This is a genomic window from Dongia deserti, from assembly GCF_003574735.1.
GTDB classification, from domain to species: Bacteria; Pseudomonadota; Alphaproteobacteria; order Dongiales; family Dongiaceae; genus Dongia_A; species Dongia_A deserti.
In genome coordinates, this window is the sequence record NZ_QORW01000019.1 from 44098 (window position 1) to 60633 (window position 16536).

The 16536-nt window shown below is 61.8% G+C and carries 15 protein-coding genes; 6 read left to right on the forward strand and 9 right to left on the reverse strand.

Annotation, left to right across the window (positions count from 1 at the left end; translation table 11 throughout):
• The first annotated feature begins 6 nt into the window (after positions 1-6).
• Positions 7-1185, forward strand: coding sequence for an ExeA family protein (locus DTX69_RS23950; RefSeq protein WP_119304110.1), 1179 nt, complete (start codon positions 7-9; stop codon positions 1183-1185).
• Here DTX69_RS23950 and DTX69_RS23955 read toward each other — a convergent pair.
• Together DTX69_RS23955 and DTX69_RS23960 are read right to left on the reverse strand one after the other, a co-directional pair.
• On the reverse strand, positions 1169-2326 hold the full coding sequence (locus DTX69_RS23955; RefSeq protein WP_119304111.1) for a glycosyltransferase family 4 protein: 1158 nt from the start codon (positions 2324-2326) through the stop codon (positions 1169-1171). The two genes, DTX69_RS23950 and DTX69_RS23955, sit on opposite strands and share 17 nt — an antisense overlap.
• A gap of 2 nt (positions 2327-2328) precedes the next feature.
• Positions 2329-3207 carry a glycosyltransferase family 2 protein gene (locus DTX69_RS23960; protein ID WP_119304112.1) on the reverse strand — a complete coding sequence of 293 codons (879 nt, stop codon included), beginning with the start codon at positions 3205-3207 and terminating at the stop codon, positions 2329-2331.
• A 248-nt stretch (positions 3208-3455) separates the two neighbouring features.
• Between DTX69_RS23960 and DTX69_RS23965 the strand changes: the two genes are divergently transcribed.
• The 3 genes from DTX69_RS23965 to DTX69_RS23975 are packed head-to-tail and all read left to right on the forward strand — an operon-like array spanning position 3456 to position 6295.
• Positions 3456-4280, forward strand: a complete 825-nt coding sequence (locus DTX69_RS23965; protein ID WP_119304113.1) for a glycosyltransferase family 25 protein — start codon at positions 3456-3458, stop codon at positions 4278-4280.
• A gap of 49 nt (positions 4281-4329) precedes the next feature.
• Entirely contained in the window at positions 4330-5334 is a 1005-nt protein-coding gene (locus DTX69_RS23970; RefSeq protein ID WP_119304114.1) for a polysaccharide pyruvyl transferase family protein, read from the forward strand.
• Complete coding sequence (locus DTX69_RS23975) at positions 5321-6295, forward strand: glycosyltransferase family 2 protein (protein ID WP_162917515.1); 975 nt, start codon at positions 5321-5323, stop codon at positions 6293-6295. The genes DTX69_RS23970 and DTX69_RS23975 overlap by 14 nt, the downstream gene beginning before the upstream one ends.
• Here DTX69_RS23975 and DTX69_RS23980 read toward each other — a convergent pair.
• The 3 genes from DTX69_RS23980 to DTX69_RS23990 form a co-directional block, all read right to left on the reverse strand.
• A complete protein-coding gene (locus tag DTX69_RS23980) occupies positions 6292-7254 on the reverse strand; it encodes a glycosyltransferase family A protein (RefSeq protein ID WP_119304116.1) in 963 nt (320 codons plus the stop codon). The genes DTX69_RS23975 and DTX69_RS23980 overlap by 4 nt on opposite strands.
• A 184-nt stretch (positions 7255-7438) precedes the next feature.
• Positions 7439-8161, reverse strand: a complete 723-nt coding sequence (locus DTX69_RS23985; RefSeq protein ID WP_119304117.1) for a serine O-acetyltransferase — start codon at positions 8159-8161, stop codon at positions 7439-7441.
• Complete coding sequence (locus DTX69_RS23990; RefSeq protein WP_119304118.1) at positions 8158-9213, reverse strand: glycosyltransferase family 2 protein; 1056 nt, start codon at positions 9211-9213, stop codon at positions 8158-8160. The genes DTX69_RS23985 and DTX69_RS23990 overlap by 4 nt, the downstream gene beginning before the upstream one ends.
• A gap of 416 nt (positions 9214-9629) precedes the next feature.
• Here DTX69_RS23990 and DTX69_RS23995 point away from each other — a divergent pair, with 416 nt between their 5' ends.
• Positions 9630-10781 carry a glycosyltransferase gene (locus tag DTX69_RS23995; RefSeq protein ID WP_162917516.1) on the forward strand — a complete coding sequence of 384 codons (1152 nt, stop codon included), beginning with the start codon at positions 9630-9632 and terminating at the stop codon, positions 10779-10781.
• Positions 10782-10833: 52 nt separating this feature from the next.
• Positions 10834-10965 carry a hypothetical protein gene (locus tag DTX69_RS30830; protein WP_284736029.1) on the forward strand — a complete coding sequence of 44 codons (132 nt, stop codon included), beginning with the start codon at positions 10834-10836 and terminating at the stop codon, positions 10963-10965.
• A gap of 159 nt (positions 10966-11124) precedes the next feature.
• On the opposite strand, the gene DTX69_RS24000 is transcribed toward DTX69_RS30830, so the two are convergent.
• From DTX69_RS24000 to galE, 4 genes are all read right to left on the reverse strand, one after another.
• Positions 11125-12921, reverse strand: a complete 1797-nt coding sequence (locus tag DTX69_RS24000) for an SLC13 family permease (protein ID WP_119304120.1) — start codon at positions 12919-12921, stop codon at positions 11125-11127.
• A gap of 269 nt (positions 12922-13190) precedes the next feature.
• Positions 13191-14249, reverse strand: a complete 1059-nt coding sequence (locus DTX69_RS24005) for a DUF481 domain-containing protein (RefSeq protein ID WP_162917517.1) — start codon at positions 14247-14249, stop codon at positions 13191-13193.
• 170 nt (positions 14250-14419) lie between these two features.
• Positions 14420-15043 carry a polysaccharide biosynthesis/export family protein gene (locus tag DTX69_RS24010; protein WP_162917518.1) on the reverse strand — a complete coding sequence of 208 codons (624 nt, stop codon included), beginning with the start codon at positions 15041-15043 and terminating at the stop codon, positions 14420-14422.
• A gap of 124 nt (positions 15044-15167) precedes the next feature.
• On the reverse strand, positions 15168-16166 hold the full coding sequence (gene galE, locus DTX69_RS24015) for a UDP-glucose 4-epimerase GalE (protein ID WP_119304123.1): 999 nt from the start codon (positions 16164-16166) through the stop codon (positions 15168-15170).
• Positions 16167-16536: the final 370 nt, after the last annotated feature.

Consider the following 16536-nt stretch of genomic DNA (forward strand, 5'->3'; position numbering starts at 1 on the left):
GACTGCATGTACGAATCCTTCTTCGGCCTGAGAGAGAAACCGTTTTCGCTGCTGCCGGATCCGGACTTCCTGTTCATGAGCAGCAAGCACTCGCTTGCGCTCAGCATCCTGGAATACAGCTTGGCCGGGCAGGCCGGGTTCTGCGCCATCACCGGGGATATCGGATCGGGCAAGACGACGCTGATCCGCTCGCTGCTTCGGCGGATCGGGCGCGACGTCACGCTGGGTCTCATTTCCAACACTCACACCGGGCTGACGGACATCACCGCGTGGGCGCTGGCGTCCTTCGGCCGCGGAACGAATGCCCAGACCGACGCGGAGATCTACCAGGAGCTGATGCATTTCCTGATCGAGGAATATGCCGGCGGGCGGCGCTGTATCCTCGTAGTCGACGAGGCACAGAACTTGACGGTGGAAGCGCTGGAGGAGCTGCGTCTCCTGTCCAACATCAACTCGGACAAGGATCTGCTGCTGCAGATCATCCTGGTCGGGCAGCCGGAGCTGTTGATGAAGCTGAAGAGCCCGGAGCTCACCCAGTTCGCCCAGCGCATCAGCATCTCCTACCATCTGACGCCGTTGAACTATCTCGATACGCGGCGCTATATCCGCCACCGGCTAGAGGTCGCGGGGGCCGACCGCCCCATCTTCACCGACACGGCGATCGGCGCGGTCCAGTTCTTCTCTGGCGGCGTTCCGCGCGTGATCAATTCGATCTGCGACATGGCGATGGTCTATGGTTTGGCGGACAACAGGACCGACATCGACCTCGACATCGTTCTGCGCGTGATCGCCGACCGCCAGGCGAGCGGTGTCTCGCCCTTCATCCGCGAGGAACGGGCAGACGATCCAATGGTGGTTGCGGAGATCACGGCCATGGTGCGCGAAGCGGTGGAACTGCGCGCCGTGCCGGGCGAGAACGACCCATCAACCGGTTCCCCGCGCGCATCCGACCTGGCGCTGGACGAAGAGCCGGCGCTCGATGAGAGGGCGCGCTTTAACGGACACGTGGCGGTGGACGACTACGCCCGGCTGGAGGTTCCGCAGGCCGGCCCGAATCAAGGCTATGGCGATCTGCGGATCGATGCGCTGTCATTGAACGACTACCGGACCGAGCCGAAGCGCGGCGAGGCCAACGAATCCCAGCGTCCCTCCTGGTTCCGAAGGACGTTCAGGCGAACGAGCTGAGTTCGCGTTGCTGCGCGCTATGTTCCGCGGTCACGCTCCGATAGACCTCCGAAATCGCCGCGACGCTGGCCTCCATGGAGAACAGGGCGCGGCAGCGCGCCACCGCGGCTGCGCCGTAGCGGCTCCGCAGAGCGTCATCCGTCACCAGTGTGCGCAGGGCGCCGACGAAGCCGTCGAAGTCGTCCGGATCGACCAGCAAGCCGGTTTCACCAGCGACCACGGCCTCGGGCACGCCGGCAACCGCGGTGGCCAGCACGGGGACCCCGCAAGCCATCGCCTCGACGACGATGCGCGGGAAGGCCTCCTTGTCGCGTTTGGAGGGCAGGACCAGGATATCAAGCGAGCGCAGCACGTCGGGCACATCCGAACGCGGACCGATATAGTGGTACCGGCCGGTGATTCCTTCCTCCTTGGCCAAATCCTGCAGCTCCCTGGCCTTTTCGCCGCCGCTGAAATCGTTGCCTGCCAGCAGCACCTTGACATTAAGCCCCTCGCGCGCCAGCCGGCCCGCCGCCTGTATCACCCACTCGGGACGCTTGCGGTCCACCAGGTTGCTGATGAATCCGATATTGATCGGGCCTTCTCGCCGGTTGGTCGCCGGATAGAACACCGAGAGATCGACTCCGTTGTAGATGACGGAGCTCGCCGGCAGATCCACGCCATCAAAGCGCCGCTGGTTGTTCGCCGCGACGAAGACGATGTGGGAAGCAAGGCGCCGCAACAGCCAATCGATCCAGCGCTGCGGCAGTTGCTGATGCACTTGCCAGACCACCGGAATTCTCTTGGGGCGGGCCGCCAAGCCCCATGCGAGGGCGCTCGATTCGTCGTGAACATGAATGATGTCGGGCGAAGCAGACTTGAGAAAACGCCGCGCAGCGCGGAACAGCGTGATTCGCTTGGCGATCCGCTGCAGCCGGTTGCCGTCGCCGGGGTTGGGCGTATAGGGCAGGCCCTGGCTCTCCATCAACGGCACCACGTCGATCCCGATCGTGCGGTGGTAGTCGAGCGGCGGGCCGGCGCTGTTGCAGATGCTCAGCGTTTTCCACTCACCGCTGGAATCGAGAGCTTTGGCAAGCAAGGCTCCGGTGATCACCGATCCGCCGAGGCCGTCACGCGAATGAGTCACCAGAACTGTCTGCATGGTCACAAGCCCACCTCGATCACCCGTTTCTTGGTCATTCGCAATCGCCGCCCGAGCGCTTCACGCGGGCCAAGCAAGCGCACCAGCTTCGCGGCCCACAAGAGCCGGCCGACCAAGGAGCCGGCATTCCGCCATCTGATGCCGAGCGCGACCGCAGTCAAGTCTCGACGGTTGATCGACGGCATTGCGGCGGCGTGCTTGGCGATAAAGGCTTCGATGCCGACCGCGCGGCGCAGGCTCGGGGTGGAGATGCGATCGCCTTCATGTTCGCGCCACTCGACGGTCAGGTCCTTCACCACGCAATATTCGAAGCCGTGCGAGATCATGCGGATCAGGAAGTCCCAATCGTTGAACACCGGCAGGGCGGGGTCGAATCCGCCAAGGCATTCGAACGCCGAGCGGCGGATCACGAGATTGCTTCCGGTCATCCCGAAGTTCTTATCGAACAGCTGCTTCCGGATCGCTTCGCGTGGGGGCATGATGATCGGCTGGGTGCTGCCGTCATGCTTGATGCGGCAGAGGCCTGAAATGACGGCGTCGGCGCCCGTGCGATCGAGTTCCGCCATGGCAGACGCCAGATATTCCGGACGCCAGACATCGTCGTCATCGAGGAAGGCGAGGAGCTCAGCCGTGCTTGCCGCTGCTCCAGCATTGCGCGAACCGGATGCTCCGGGATTGGATCTGTTCAATATCCGCCGCAGAGGAATCTCGGTGCGCAACGCCGACACTTGCACGATCGCTGCGGTAGGACCATCATCGAGATCGTCCACCACCATGATCTCGGCCGGAGCCAGCGATTGCTGTAAGGCGCTGCCAAGCGAGCGGGATAAATGGCCCGGTCGCCCATGGGTCGGAATGATGCATGCGACTTTCGAAAGCAATCGCTATTCCTTCGCCATGAAATCCAAGCTGCGAGAGCAAGTGCTCCAAGTCGGGCTGGACGATAACAGAACGCTTTTCCCGATCAATAGTTCAAGTAGCACGGGTTTGCGTGCTCAAACTTTATTTGTTCGTAGTCATGTATTCGTGTGACTATTCTGTGTCATGAACCGCTGATAAAGCTCTCGACATCCATCCATGATGTCGAGGCGTCGCGGGTCACAGAGATGTCGTGTTGTCGATCCCAACGATGGGCATTATCAAGCGCGCCATGGAGTGGATGAATCCGAAACCCGAATTGATGACCAGCGTCGTGCGGACCAAGATCATCGTCGTAAGCCTGGCTGACGCGGAAGAGCGCCGCAGTCGATTCCGGGAGCGCGCGCAGAATGCGCCTGTCGCCTGGGACTTCTATCCAGCGCGCACCAGTCTGCATCCTGCGCTGAGCTACGATGAGCAGGCGGCCATCGTCGCCAAAGGGCGGCCGTTGCGTGCCGCCGAACTCGGTTGCTTCTCTAGCCACTACGCCGCCTGGGAAGACCTGCAGTCCGACGAGGCCGATCAGTACGTGGTGCTGGAGGACGACGTCATCGTCGATTGGACGTTTCTGTCCAAGCTGGCCGAGATCGCGCTCACAGAGATGGGCATCAACTATCTGCGCCTGTACTACAAGTTTCCGACCACCACGGCGGTGGTCAGGGAGGACTTCATCGAGCGGGCGCGCTCGATTGTGGAGCTGGGTGGGCCTGCTTATGGCACGCAGGGCTATGCCATCACCAAGGCCGGCGCGAAGGTCTTCCTCGATCATTGCCGCACCGTGACCAGGCCCATCGACGATGAAATGGATCGCGCGTGGGTGCACGGCCAACCCAATCTTGCCGTGTTCCCGTTTCCGGTCATGGAGGAGTTCTCAGGCTCGACCATTGGTAATGCCCGGTTCGAAAAGTTCGACGTGCCGCAGCACCTGAAGCTGAAAAGGCTCGTGCATTACCGCGTCGAGCGGCTGCGGCGGGACGCATCAAAAGCAATCCGGCGCTTCCAGCGCTTTTGGGAGAGGCAGCTCTCGAAGACATGAAGTCAGGGGGAGGGAAACCGGCAAGGCAGAGCAAACGTCACGGAGCGCCATGCCCAGTTTGAATGCACAACTCAGCAAGCGGATCGACGAGACCCTGACACCGCTGATCGCCGGTCGTTCGGAGCGAATCTGCATCATCGACCCGCCGGGCTATGCCAATGTGGGAGACAGCGCGATCTTCCTTGGTGAGCTCGCCTTCCTGCGGCGGAATTTCCCCGGGGCGCGGATCGACTTCTTCGACACCGTGAACTACACGCCGGCCTGCGACCGGTTCATCCGGGACTCGTCCATCATCCTTCTGCAGGGCGGCGGGAATTTCGGCGAGATCTGGCCGCGTCATCATGCCATACGGATGGAGATCCTTAACCGCTTTCCGGGCAAGCCGATCGTGCAGTTCCCACAGAGCATTTCCTTTACAACTCAAGCCGGCATCGAAGCGACGGCGCGCGCCATCGAGCGACAGGGCAACTTCACGCTGCTGGTGCGCGATCGCAGGAGCCAGGCCTTTGCCGAGCAGAACTTTACATGCGCCACGGTCCCATGCCCCGACATGGCCTTTGCACTCGGCGATATCCAGCGCGAACCGGCCTCGCTCGATTTCTTATGCCTGCTGCGTCAGGACAAGGAAATGGTGACGGACCATCCCAGGCTGCTGAAAATCCTGAGTGGGCTTGGGGGCTCGCTGGACGTCGCGGACTGGATCGAGGCGCCGAACTCGCGACTCGGTCAACGGGACAAGGCGCTGGGCGCGACGTGGCGACGGCATCCCTGGACCATCGGCTTGACGCGCTCCTTCGCATTCAGTGTGCGCGAGCGCTATGCGCGGGAGCGGCTCGCCTTCGGGCTCGGCCTTCTGAGCAAAGGATCGATGGTCATCACCGACCGGCTGCACGCTCATGTTCTCTGTTGCCTGCTCGGCGTCCGGCACCTGCTGTTCGACTCCCTGGACGGCAAGGTGTCCGCCCTTTACGAGGCATGGACCAAGGACACGCAACATGCGCGACTCGTCAGTTCCGTCGATCAGGTCGCGGGATTGGTATATGACTTCCGATAGGCCGGATCTGTCGATCGTTATATGCACGCGCAACCGCGCCGATCAGCTGCGCGGTACGCTCGACTCCCTGATGGCGATGAGGACGGCGCGCGCGTGGGAAGCCATCCTGATCGACAACGCCTCGACTGATGGCACTGCCGACAAGATCCGCCGCGCCAGCGAGATCGAACCGCGTATTCGCTATTTCCGCGAGGAACGCATCGGCCTTGGCGCGGCGCGCGATCGCGGCTGGCGCGAAGCGCGGAGCGATCTCGTCACCTTGACCGACGACGATTGCTATGTTGCCGAGGACTACGTCGATGCTATCCTCGCCGCCTTCGACGGGCGGCCGGATATCGGCGTTCTGGGTGGACGCATCCTGCTGTTCGATCCAGCTGATGCCCGCGTGACCATTGACGAGCGCGACTATGCGGTGGAGATCGCGCCTTACTCCTTTGTGATCGCCGGTGCCATCAAGGGCGCCAACCTGTCGTTCCGGCGCGAGGCCTTGCAGGCGATCGGCGGCTTCGATCCCGAGCTTGGGGCGGGCACGCCGTTTCCATGCGAGGACATCGACGCGGTCGCTGCAGTTTTGTGGGCGGGCTTCAAGGGGCGCTACGATCCGCGGCCACTGGTGCGGCATCATCATCGGCGGCGCCCTCCGGACGTGCCACGCCTCAGGGCCGGCTATGATCGCGGTCGCGGCGCCTACTATGCCAAGTTCCTGTTGCGGCCCGAATGCCGGCGCGCCTATGCGGCGGGATGGCTGGGCGAAGTGCGCAACAACTTGGACCGCGCCGGCCTGGCCCAGTTGTCCCGGGAGCTTCGCGCGGCTGCTGCTTATCTCAGGTCCCGCCGGAAGATGATGCCGCTGATTGCCCTCACGCTGCCGGCGTTGGCGCTCTACGGAACCGCAGCGTTGGCAACTGGCGCTCGCGCCGTGCTGAAGCCCAGAACAAGTCGCGCCACGGCGGAACTCTAGCTCGGGCGGCGGCGCAGGATGGATCGCAGCCGGCGGGCTGCATAAGCACCCGTACGAGTCGATAGACCGGCAAGCACGAGGAAACGCAGCGGATCCTCCTGGGCATAGAAGCCGCGCCAGAACGCGCGGTCGACCTTCCGCTCCTTCGCTGCATAGAGCGCATACAGATAGACTTCGAGATTGAACAGCCTCCGGAGCAGCGGGCGAACCGGCTCCGGGGCGTCGGGCAGCATCGTGGTAATAGTCTCGCACAGGCAGTGCCGCGTGTCGGTCGAATTCCTGTGCGTCACCATGTTGACGGCATCACGGTGATAGATTGCCATCGTGCCGGGCGCCGCTATCACCGGCGCATCGCGCGCCACGCGCAGCCAGAGATCCTTGTCTCCGCCGCGCGAGCAACGGCCGGCAGGGAACAGCCCCGCATCGATCAGGGTTTGCCGCCGAAATGCTGATGCCGAGGTCCAAACCGGGCATTCCTTGAGCTCTAGCCAAGTCGCCAGCAAGGCTGGGAAATCCAGCAGCCGGGCATCGTCCCGACCGATACGGCTCGTATAACGGTCCGGTTCCTCCCGGCCATCCGGCCAGACGTTCGAATAACCCGAGAAGATGCCGCCGATACGATCCGGTGCCTCGGCTCGCGCGATAGTCGTACGGATGGCGGCGAGATGATTGGGCGCCCAAGCGTCGTCGGCATCTAGGAAAGCAACCCATTCTGATTGGGCGCGCAGGATCGCCATGTTGCGCGCAGCATAGCCGCCGGGCCCGGGTTCAGACCGGCGCAGAATCGTCAGTCGTTCGTCTCGATACCGTACGACCTCGTCCAGTCCGCCGTCAGTGGAGGCATCGTCCACGACGAATATCTCGGCCGGCGGTTCGGTCTGGTCGAATACGGATTGAAGCGCGCGCGCGATGTGCGGACGCTTGTTGTAGATGGGGATGACGACAGCGAAATCCGACACGAGAGCGGGCGATCAATTGTGCGTGGTGATACCGGGGAGCACGGCCAATAGCCAGCCGTAATGACCGGAATAAACAGTCGCCACCGGTCTTGGTTCCGATGAAAGCCCGCATTCTTGTGACATCTCGGTTGACGAACGCGGAGCCACGCTGTGTCAGGTCCCGCGAGATCGTGGTCGGTTGCCGTCAGTGTGGAGCGACATCCTCGCGTGCCGCTGGCGCCGTACGGGCCTGTCTGTTGATGTAGCCGGCTGAGCCCTTGAGCGACAGAACCTTTGCGGGTATTCCGCCAACAACCGCATTCTCGGGCACATCCTTGGTCACCACGGCGTTCGCTCCGATGACCGCGCCGTTGCCGATCCTGATACGCCCGATGATCTTCGCGCCGGAGGCGATGAAGACACGATCGCCCACGATCGGAGAGCCCATGAGGGCGCCGCGATTATGTTGCCCCAGCATGATGCCGTGCGTGAGGTTGACGTTGCTGCCGATGATGGCGTCGCCGTTCACGTAGACGCCGCCGAACCTGTTAATGAAGAGGCCCGGGCCGATCACCGTGTATTCGGGAATGACGATCCCGTATTTGTATCTGCAGCGCAGGAGGATGTATTTCACCAGAAGATACAGGCTCCACTTCGCCCACCGCTGGACCCTGAGATAGCCGCAGGTTCTCATCCACACCGTGTACTTATATCCGGGCGTGAACAGGAAGTGGCGAAGGAAGGATTTGATGTCCGACTTACCAGCGTAGCGGAAGAGATCGGCCTTGAGCAGACTCTTAAGTTCTTGGAAAGTGCGCGCGCAGCCTGCCGTATGCGGTTTGGCAAGCTCGTCCAGCGATAGAGACTCGTCAGGAGGTCCGGAATCGTCGGTGATTGTCGACGCGTCTGCGGATGGCAGTTGTGTCATGATGAGCCCCCTTGGTGGTAGCTGGAACGCGAATCCGCTGCCGGCTCTATCGGAGCGGCAACGGTTCGGCGCGATGCTGCCTCTAGGCGCTGGCGGCGCATGCGAGGATGGAAATGCAGCAAGGGGCGCAAGGCGAGATCGGTGAGCCTGCTCGATAGGGTGGCGAGAACTAGGTATCGGACCGGGTTCTCGGTTGCGAAGAAGCCTTGCCACGCCATTTTATCGAGCCCGGCGGTCTTGATCGTGCGGATGGCGTATTTGTAGACCTCGAGATTGAAGACCTTGCGCAGCAAACTCTCGGTCGCAGCCGAGCCGTACGGCAGCATCGCTTCGATGCTCTGGCACATGCAGTGGCGCTCATTCGCCGACGTCCTGCCGGTGACCATGTTGACGGAGTCTTTGTAGTAGATTGCGCTGATCCTAGGATCGAGCGCTGTCACACCGAGGGTGGCGATCCTGAACCACATGTCCTTGTCGCCGCCGCGGGTGCATCGGCCGGCCGGGAACAATCCGGCCTTGACGAGTGCATCCTTCCGGCACGCCGCGGCGGAGGTCCACACCGGTGAGCCGCCGACCGCCAGCCACGTGGAGAGGAACTGACCGAAATCCAGGAACGCCACTGCGGATCCTTTCCGGGAACGGCTGTAGATGTCCGGCTCCTCCCTACCGCCCGGATAGATGTTGCGATAGCCGGTCGCCACGCAAACGAGTTCCTCCGCCTGTCTGCTCGAGCGGATTGCCTCCGCAATGTCTTCGAGATGATGTGGCAGCCATTCATCGTCAGCGTCGAGAAAGGCCACCCATTCTTCACTGGCGCGCTCGATGGCAAAGTTCCGTGCGGCGTAGCCCCCAGGCCCGGGCTGACCGCGCCGATGCAGCTGGATACGACGGTCTTCAAGACTCTGAACGTACTCGTAGCTACCATCGGTGGAACCATCGTCGACGACGATGATCTCCTGCGGTGCGAGCGTTTGCGAGAGGATGGAGCGGATCGCACGATCGACATGCGGTCGCTTGTTGTACAGCGGTATGACGACTGAGAACCGTGCCACAGCAAAACCATTGGTCTGTTGTCCAGCGCGGCTCGACCTGCAGAAATAGTCTCAACAGCCGCAGTCATCTCAACAGCCGCAATCATACATAGAACCAGACTACCGATGCTAGAATGTTCGCGGCGCGAGATGGTGATATTGCACAGACGAGGCGCGTGCGAAATTGAATTTTCGTGCTGGAGCGCGTGCCATGATGTCGCTCTGGCGCAGGCATCGGTGACATTTCGAAAACATCGCGCAGCATCGTCATTTGCACATGAGTCTCTCGGCGTTGAACCATCTGCGCGTGCGTGTTAGCTAGGTCGCCGCATCGCTGACGACGCCATATCCCCAGAGGTCGATTTTTGGTAGGAGATCTTTCGACGTCCGCGCGCTCGCTGCCAGCGGATTCATCCGACGCACAGCCGGAGGCGACCTTGGCGGCCAAGCAAGGCCGCCGGCAGGTGCTTTTCATTATAAACTCGTTGGCGGGCGGCGGCGCGGAGCGCGTGATGTGCACGCTGCTGCGAGCCTCGCAAGGCGAGTTGCGTGATCATCACTTTTCGCTGCTCCTGTTGGATCGCGAAACTCCGGCCTATGACGTGCCGCACTGGATCGAGGTGGAGCAGCTCGACTGTCAACATTCCCTCATTCGCAGTGTCTGGTCGGTGTATCGGGCCATGCGGCGCCTGAAACCGGATCTCACTGTCAGTTTCCTGACGCGCGCCAACGTTGCCAACGTCATTGCGGCCGGGCTTCTTGGCATTCGCGCGATCGTGAGCGAGCGCGTCAACACGACCAGCCACCTCGGCCGCGGCATCGGAGCCGCCATTGCGCGCTTCCTTGTCAGGGCGACCTATCCAAAGGCGCGTTCGGTGATTGCCGTGTCCCAGGGCGTAGCCGACGAACTGCACTCTGCCTATAGCGTGCCGAGCGAACGCATTTCGGTCATCGCCAATCCGATCGACCTCGATGAGATCCGCGCCCAGGCCGAAGGCGGCGATCCGGTCGCCGTGCAAGGGCCCTACGCCGTGACGATGGGGCGACTGACGCAGAACAAGAATTTCGGCATGCTGATCGAGGCCTTCGCACGGTCCGGCATCCCGGGCAAGCTGGTCATTCTCGGCGAAGGACCGGAGCGGTCGCCACTAAGCGAGAAAATCGAGGCGCTCGGGCTGAGCGGCCGCATTGTGATGCCGGGCTTCTCGGCCAATCCCTTCCCGACGCTGCGCCGGGCGGCGTTCTATGTGTCGCCGTCGAATGCGGAGGGGTTCCCGAACAGCCTGCTCGAAGCCATGAGCGTCGGGCTCGCGGTCATCTCCACCAACTGCCCGTCAGGTCCGTCCGAGATTCTCGCTGATTTACCGCGGGAGCGCGTCACGCCAGGCGTGATGTTCGCCGAGCACGGGATCCTGGTATCGGTGGACGATCCCGATGCGATGGCGGATGCCTTGCGCGCCATGAGCGATGCAGGGCGCCGGCGGATGTACGGCGAGAGGGCGCAGCGCCGTGCCGCCGACTTCGGCGTGGCCCGGGCCTGCGACGCCTACTGGTCCATCATCCGCGCACAGGGGGCGCTCGCCAACTAGTTTGGGACAGCCGAGTCGGTCGTTGCGCTGGCACGAGCTGGATCTCTGCCAGATGTCCGACGGCATCTATTCGGCCGCGAACTTCCGTGTGCGTCAGGCGCCGCGCATCTTTCCAGCATTGTTCTTCATGTGCGCGGTCATTGTCTTGTTCCTGCCGCTCTTCTCCTCCGTACCTGGTCGCTGACAGGCCAGAACGGCCTACGCCAGGCGTTCGACTACGGCCATCTGACAGCGAGCGGATCGGTGCTCGTTACCCAGCAGATCAAGAAATCGCGCTGACTCTAGAGGCAGAGCGTAAGCGCCGTACAGCACCTTCGTACCCGGTGAGGATTTTCCCTTGCTATCAACTCAGCGGCCAGAACATCGGAATCACGATTGTCGCGGTTGCCCAAAGGAGGAGGTTCAAAGGCAGCCCGAGCTTGACGAAATCGGTGAAGCGATAGCCGCCGGCATTGTAGACGAAAGTGTTTGTCTGATAGCCGATTGGCGTCGCGAAGCTGGCACTTGCCGCAAACATGACCGCGACGACGAATGGCCGTGGATCTACTCCTATTTGGTGGGCCAGCCCAACGGCGATCGGGGTCAGGAGAATTGCTGCGGCGTTGTTGCTCATGATCTCTGTAAGGAGCGAGGTGAGCAGGTAAACGGCCGAGAGGATAGCCACCGGACCAAGGGCGCCGACGGCCGCGGCGAAGCTTTCGACGATAAGCCGCGCCGCGCCGGTCTTCTCCATCGCCAGCCCGACCGCCAGCATGCCGAAGATCAGCATCAGGATGTTCCATCTGATCGAGCTATACGCTTCCTCCGGATCGATACAGCGTAACGCGACAATGGCCGTGGCCGCCATGAGCGCCAGAGCCGCAATCGGCAACACCTCGAACGCGGCGAGACTCATAACGAGGAGCACAGCAGCAATCGCGATCGGCGCCTTGTCCCTTCTGAGCGGCCGCTCGGTCGGTTGCGACAGGTTTACCAGCTCCTGATAGTCAAACAGCCGCTTCATGCTTTCTGAAGAGCCCTCTAGAAGCAGCGTGTCGCCCATCTGGAGCGAGACATCATCGAAGCTGCCCGAGAGACCAGCGCCGCGACGATGGATGGCGAGAATATAGGCGCCATACAGGCGACGCAGGTTGAGATCCGCAACGCGCCGCCCAAGAAACCTCGACTGAGGCCCGACGATTCCCTCCATCACTATGGTCTCGCGTGCGCCCATCGGCTCGATGGCGTGGACATGGCGGCCGCCGAACGCGACGTCCCCAGCCTCGCGCAGACCGAGCATGTCACCGACCTTGCTGCGGACGACCAGTCGGTCGCCGGCTTGGAGGAATAGGGAGTTGTCGAGCGAACCACGCAACGAGACATCACCGCGAATGAGATCGATGACACGCAGACCACGCTGGTCCGTGAAGCCAGCCTCCTTGAGGCGCTTGCCGATAAGCGGAGAGTCGAGCGGGACCAGCACATCCGCCATAAAGTGACGATCCTCCGAGCGCGGCAGCAGGCTGGACAGGCTCTCGCGGTCAGGGAGCAGCCATCGGCCGGCTAGCAAGAGATAGACAATCCCGACTGCTCCCATGATCGCGCCCGCTGCCGTGATCTCAAACATGCCGAAGGGTGCGAGACCTTGCCGTTGAGCTACGCCGTCCACCAGAATGTTGGTCGAGGTACCGATCAGTGTCGTCGTGCCGCCGAATATGCTGGCAAAGGAAAGCGGGATCAGGAACTTCGATGGGGCGAGCTTTAGAGTCCGTGCGAGACCGATTACGACCGGCGTAAGGATGACTACCACGGGCGTATTGTTGATGAAGGCGGACATTAGAATGACGCTCGTCATCATGGCGGCTAGCGCGAGAAGCGGGGAGCTTCCCGCAGCCATGGAGACAAGCCGGCCGAGGCTATCGATCACCCCCGTGCGCTCCAGCCCAGCGCTCAGGACGAACATCGCTGCGATGGTGATGGGTGCACTGTTACTGAAGATTCCCAGGACATCGGTCGTGCTGAGAATGCCCGTCATCAGCAGCACGGCGACGGCGCAGCCGGCGACAACATCTGGCGCCATCCGTTCCCGGATGAACCCGAAAAACACGATCACGACGAGAAAGAGAACAATGGCAATTTGCATTGCCGGCCAGTCAAACATGTCCACCTCAACTCGCTTGTGAAATACACGCTTGCTGGCAGCCAAGCGGCTGCGGAGTCATGGTCCTGAACTGGCAGAACGTTAGCGTGCTGTCGAGTGTCAAGTCAGGAAGGCTTTTAGCCGGCCATGCGCTCGCCCCAGAGAGGCAGCGAACGGTTCCCATCCGGCGCTCGGGAGCTCATTCTGGGGCCCCCGTCGGGCCGAACTACTAAAGCTAGAAGGTTGTATGGCGAAGCGGCTACCAAGAGCGTCGCAGCGCTGATGGAGGCTCAGAAACCCGTACCAGCCCAGGTCGGGAAGTTGTACTGCAGGGTGAGGAAGACAGAATTCGAGGTTGCGGACTCATCGTCATCTCTGAACAGCCGATAGCGGAAACGGTATGCCGCCTCCAGGCTCCAATCTTCCGTCAGTTGCCAGGCGATCGCCGGCCGCACCGACGTGTAACGCGAGGTGCCACTCTCTTCGGAGGTTTCGCTTTGCTCTCCCAGGAGGTCGTCATTATCGGCGTAATCGAGATTGAGGCGGGCGGTAGTGAGCGGCGTCAACTGGTGGTCAACGCCGAACGCTACGCGGTTGCGCAGGACCTGGTCGCCATCGCCCGATGGCTCGGTGTCGTGGGATAGCGATGCGCGAATCGAAGTCTGGTCGCTCATGATATAGCGCATATTAAATTTCACGCGATAACCAAGCTCGTCGTCATCCCGGCCGGGGTCCTCGTGTTGCATGGAATAGGCGAGGCCAAGACCGCCGCCGATCGTGAATAAGTCGGAGGGGGTATAGGTGTATCCGAACAGCGTGTTGATCGTGTCGGTGTAGTCCTTGCCCGGCTCATCAGGGATGAAGCGGACGGCGCCGACGGTGGCGTTGACCCGCTCCAACTCGTTGAGCTGCCGGCGATAGTCGATCGACGGACCAAAATACTGGTAATCGGTCTTTCGGTTGGTGTGGTAGTCCACGTTGCGATAGGTGCCGCTCACAGCGAGCTGATCAATCGGCGAGAGCAGATAGTTCCACCCGGTATCGACATCCCACCTGACGAAGCGGAAGGAATCGTCCAGGATCCGGCCGGTGATGTCCTGCTCGTTCTTCAGCGTGGTGTCACGGGTGAAGCCGACGTCAAACTGAAATGCGCTGCGTTCGCTGAGCGCCTGATCGACGGAAAGGTCGAGGAACTGATCCTGCGAGTTGAACTCGGAGTGATCGATATATTCCGCGAAGTCGAACCGCCCGTCGAAGGCGATCTGCGACGTCGGGGAATTGCGCTCCAGGTGCAATGCCGGCGTCGTGATGAAGCCGAACGTCTCGATCTCGCGATCGCGACTCAGCAACAGGTTGTCGCTATAGAGCACCCTTTGCGAAATGTTCGTTTCAAGCCGCCACTCCTGGGCGGAAGCGTTCTTCCCCCCGGCGCAGAGACCTACAACGATGATCGCCCAAAGTGCGATGTGAGTGCTAACGATCCCCGAGCGTTTCAGGCGCTTCCCCCATCGTTAATGATTCAGAACAAGCCCGCCTGCGGCACGACCACCACGTCACCACCCCTCAGCAGGATGTTCTTGTCGAGATTTTCCCCATCCTCGACTTCCGAGTAGTCAAACAGAATTGCGGTTTGTGTTCCAGTATCATCCCGCCGCAAGATCTTGATCTTACTCTTACTTGCGAACGGTGTCAGCCCACCAGCGAGGCTCAAGGCCTGCATGACATCAAGCCGTGTGTCATATGCGAACGTGCCCGGCGCCTTAACCTGCCCGACGACCGAGACCGAATTGCCCGTCGCCTTGACCATCGAGACCGTCACTTCGTTGTCGGTCAGATTGGGAAAATACTGACTTTCCCGTAGGTTAGTAGCAATTTGCTGCTGCAGCTCCTGGAGCGTCTTGCCGCGCGCGTTCAGATTGCCGACCAGGGGAAAGGCGATCCCGCCATCCGGCTGCACGGGCACGTCCTTGTCGAGGTTCGGCTCGCCATAAACCGAGATATGCAGCAGGTCGCCGCCATTGATTCGGTAACCGGTATCCTGAGGAGTCGCCGGAACGACGGTCTCTTGAGCGGCAGCAGAGCTGGCGCCGATCACCGCCGCGGCGGCAAGGCAGAGCAGAGTCTGGGAGAGAGAGCGGAGCATCGAAGTCCTCATCGTCAGTCAGTTGCATGCCGTAAACGAACCTGGACGGTCCGAAACGGACCAGAGGCGATGTTTGTTCCCCAGGGCAGAAAACTTTCTCGCTTGGCGTGCACACGCGGCATCGTCAGACCGCTTCTGAGAAAACATTGCTACGGTGCCACCGGGCTGCCGATGCGACGATGCTGTCGATATCGCTCCGGGTGGCGACCCAGCCGAGATCGCGCTCGGCAAGCCCGGGTGCCGCGAACAAGCGCGACGGATCGCCGGCACGGCGCGGCGCCTCGATCGTCGGCACCTTGGTGCCGAGTACGCGCTCGACCGCTCCAAGCACTTGGCGGACCGAGATAGGGTGGCCGCTCCCCAGATTGAAGGCGCGGCTGCCGCCGGTCGTCTCGAGAAACGCAAGCGCCTGGAGATGAGCCTCGGCCAGATCCTCGACATGCACATAATCGCGCTCGCATGTTCCATCCGCCGTCGGGTAGTCGCTGCCAAAGACGCTGAGCGGCCGGCTGAGATCGAGTGCGGCCTGAATGGCGAGGGGGACGAGATGAGTCTCCGTGCTGTGCGCCTCGCCGATATCGCCATCGGCGTCGGCGCCCGCCGCGTTGAAATAGCGCAACAGGACCGTGCGGATCGCACCGGTCGAGGCGACGTCGGTCAGGAAGTTCTCGGCGGCCAATTTGGTGCGGCCGTAGACATTGATCGGTCGCGTCGATTCGGTTTCTTCGATCGGCAGCTTCGCGGGCATGCCGTAGACCGCGCAGGTGCTGGAGAACACGATACGCGAGACGCCGCAGCGCCGCATGGCGGCCACCAGAGCGATCACTCCCCCGACGTTACTGTCGTAATACTCATGCGGCTTGCCGGCGGATTCGCCCACCAGTGACAGGGCGGCGAAGTGAAGGACGGCAGTCACCTTGTGGCGCGCCATCACGTCGGAAACGAAAGCCTCATCGCGCACGTCGCCGACTTCCAGTGGGCCCCATTTGACAGCTTGCCGATGGCCGGTCGAGAGGTTGTCGAGGGTGACTGGAGTAAGGCCCGATCGGTACAGGGCCTTGCACACATGGCTGCCGACATAGCCGGCGCCGCCAGTCACCAGAACGCTTGGTTGCTTGGTCATGGGAAGTCCTCTCGCTGCGCCTTCAAGAACCCCCGACGAGCACCAGCGGCAACTCCTCCATGCGCTGGGCGGATTAGATGCTTCGGCTGCGCCTCACTTTCACGAACGAGCGTGCGCGACCATTCTTATGATATCCGCAGGCCAAAGCGGTCCATCTTTGCGGCTCATGCATGCCATGGAGGCGACCGAAGCGTCAACTAACTCTCCCAAGTGTTCTCCGATCTATGCGCGAGCAAGTGAGGCGCGGAACGAAACGTGTGGCTCATCGGCACGCGCTCATCGAAATCGCGATCTTCGTCGATGCAGCCGGGAACTTTTCGATGCACAAGAACTTGGTGTCCGCACGAAAGGACAAGAGCGGAGAAAGCAC

Excerpts from the sequence above, each read along its gene's own strand:
- DTX69_RS23950 (WP_119304110.1), top strand. The coding sequence starts at position 7 with ATGTACGAATCCTTCTTCGGCCTGAGAGAGAAACCGTTTTCGCTGCTG.
- DTX69_RS23955 (WP_119304111.1), bottom strand. The coding sequence starts at position 2,326 with ATGCAGACAGTTCTGGTGACTCATTCGCGTGACGGCCTCGGCGGATCG.
- DTX69_RS23965 (WP_119304113.1), top strand. The coding sequence starts at position 3,456 with ATGGGCATTATCAAGCGCGCCATGGAGTGGATGAATCCGAAACCCGAA.
- DTX69_RS23970 (WP_119304114.1), top strand. The coding sequence starts at position 4,330 with ATGCCCAGTTTGAATGCACAACTCAGCAAGCGGATCGACGAGACCCTG.
- DTX69_RS23975 (WP_162917515.1), top strand. The coding sequence starts at position 5,321 with ATGACTTCCGATAGGCCGGATCTGTCGATCGTTATATGCACGCGCAAC.
- DTX69_RS23985 (WP_119304117.1), bottom strand. The coding sequence starts at position 8,161 with ATGACACAACTGCCATCCGCAGACGCGTCGACAATCACCGACGATTCC.
- DTX69_RS30830 (WP_284736029.1), top strand. The coding sequence starts at position 10,834 with ATGTCCGACGGCATCTATTCGGCCGCGAACTTCCGTGTGCGTCAGGCG.
- DTX69_RS24000 (WP_119304120.1), bottom strand. The coding sequence starts at position 12,921 with ATGTTTGACTGGCCGGCAATGCAAATTGCCATTGTTCTCTTTCTCGTC.
- DTX69_RS24010 (WP_162917518.1), bottom strand. The coding sequence starts at position 15,043 with ATGCTCCGCTCTCTCTCCCAGACTCTGCTCTGCCTTGCCGCCGCGGCG.
- galE (WP_119304123.1), bottom strand. The coding sequence starts at position 16,166 with ATGACCAAGCAACCAAGCGTTCTGGTGACTGGCGGCGCCGGCTATGTC.